Annotated in this window: 1 protein-coding gene and 1 pseudogene; both read left to right on the top strand. The window is 46.5% G+C overall.

Annotated elements, in window-relative coordinates:
- On the top strand, positions 1 to 420 hold a 420-nt coding region (locus tag LC574_RS37505; RefSeq protein WP_229458682.1), incomplete at its 5' end, for a hypothetical protein.
- Positions 421 to 629: 209 nt separating this feature from the next.
- Positions 630 to 1,895: pseudogene (locus LC574_RS37510) on the top strand (DNA topoisomerase (ATP-hydrolyzing) subunit A); the annotation flags it as partial.
- Positions 1,896 to 2,053: the final 158 nt, after the last annotated feature.

Consider the following 2,053-nt stretch of genomic DNA (forward strand, 5'->3'; position numbering starts at 1 on the left):
AGTCGCCTGAATTTTCAAGACGACTATTTGTTCAAGTTCAGCACTGTTTTCCTTACGGCTCATGGCGCCTTAGCCGCCTTGGCTGGCTCAACGTATCTTCCCAAGGAGAAAGCGGCGCAAGACTTTAGCGCGCTCATCCTCTTGTCCATTGTCGGCTTGATTCTCGCGACAGCATGGGTCCTTTGGATACGTCACAACGACTACTGGCATTCCGTTTGGATCGGCACACTGCGCGACATTGAGCAGAACCACCTCAAAACAGATGCCAGAGTCTTCTTTACGGTCGAAGGTCAGTTTGCAAGGTCGGGAACGACTCCACCATTCCTGCGGGGACATCACATTGCTCAGCTCATTCCTGTTGGTCTCTGTATCGCCTGGGGCTTGGTATTTATAGTGGCACTTTGTCGTCGGTTCCAATAGTGCTGTTTAACTGATCGGTAGGCGTCATGACCCAAGACCCTGATCCTCTCGCGATTCTGAATCAGACATTCTTTGGCCTTGATACTACTGCTTTTTCTTCTATGACTATCAATATTTTGTTAGGAATCCCATTTCATCCGTTATGCTGTGGTTGCTGCAATATTGAGTTCCGACGGCTTTAGTGTAGTTAAATTTCAGGGAAAAAACTCATGGCAAAACAGTTAAACCTTCTCTCAACGGGACAGGTAATTACAACAGCCCTGCATACCGAGATGCAACGGTCTTATCTAGAATATGCCATGAGCGTGATTGTCGGGCGAGCGCTACCAGACGTGCGTGATGGCTTAAAACCAGTGCATCGTCGCATTCTATATGCCATGCACGAACTCGGTTTAGTACCAGATAGACCCTATCGAAAATGTGCCCGTGTAGTGGGTGATGTGTTGGGTAAATACCATCCCCACGGCGACCAATCAGTTTACGATGCTTTAGTGAGGCTGGTACAAGACTTTTCTAGCCGCTATCCCTTGCTGGCAGGACACGGTAACTTTGGCAGTGTCGATAATGACCCGCCAGCAGCGATGCGTTACACAGAAACCCGCCTCGCACCCATCAGCCATGAGGGAATGCTGACAGAAATTGGCGAAGAAACTGTGGAATTTGTCGGGAACTTTGATAATTCCCAGCAAGAACCAACGGTGTTACCTGCTCAATTGCCGTTTCTGTTGCTCAATGGCTGTTCTGGTATTGCTGTGGGAATGGCGACGAATGTACCACCTCACAATTTGGGGGAAGTTGTCGATGGGTTAATTGCTTTAATCGACAACCCAGATTTGCCAGATGAAAAATTATTTGAGTTAATTCCAGGGCCAGACTTTCCCACAGGTGGGGAAATAATTGGTGAGGCGGGAATTCGGGAAGCATACACCACAGGTAAAGGTGGAATTCTGCTGCGGGGAGTTGCAACTCTGGAGGAAATTCCAGCCACTAGGGGAAGCAAGCGACGGACGGCAATTATCATTACAGAATTGCCTTATCAAGTAAATAAGGCTGCCTGGATTGAGAAGGTAGCGGACTTAGTAAATCAAGGTCGTTTGCAAGGAATTTCTGATCTTCGGGATGAAAGCGATCGCGAAGGGATGCGAGTGGTAATTGAACTCAAACGCGATACCAATCCCCAAGAAGTTCTCCAGAATTTATATCACCAAACTGCTTTACAGATGACTTTTGGGGCAATTCTCCTAGCAATAGTGAATGGACAACCCCGCCAGTTAAGTTTGCGTCAACTGTTGCAGGAGTTTTTGAGTTTCCGAGAAGAGACGCTGAACCGTCGCTACAATTATGAGTTGGAGAAGGCCCAAAGTCGTGTGCATTTGGTGGAAGGTTTACTCAAAGCACTATCTAATTTGGATCAGGTAATTCAAATTTTGCGGCAAGCTCCCGATGGCAGTACGGCAAAAATAAACCTTTGTAATTGTAATAGATTTCAGGAGTAAAGTTTTTTGAGGTAATTGTCCCTCCAAATTCATACAAGGTATTGATCCCTGCCCGGAAATAATGAACGGAATCGATGGTTTTTGATAAATAAGGAGTAAACCTGAAACCGAATATGGTTTGCTGTTGCTTACAGATA

The sequence above is a fragment of the Nostoc sp. CHAB 5715 genome, from assembly GCF_020829685.1.
In the GTDB taxonomy this organism is placed as follows: Bacteria; Cyanobacteriota; Cyanobacteriia; order Cyanobacteriales; family Nostocaceae; genus Nostoc.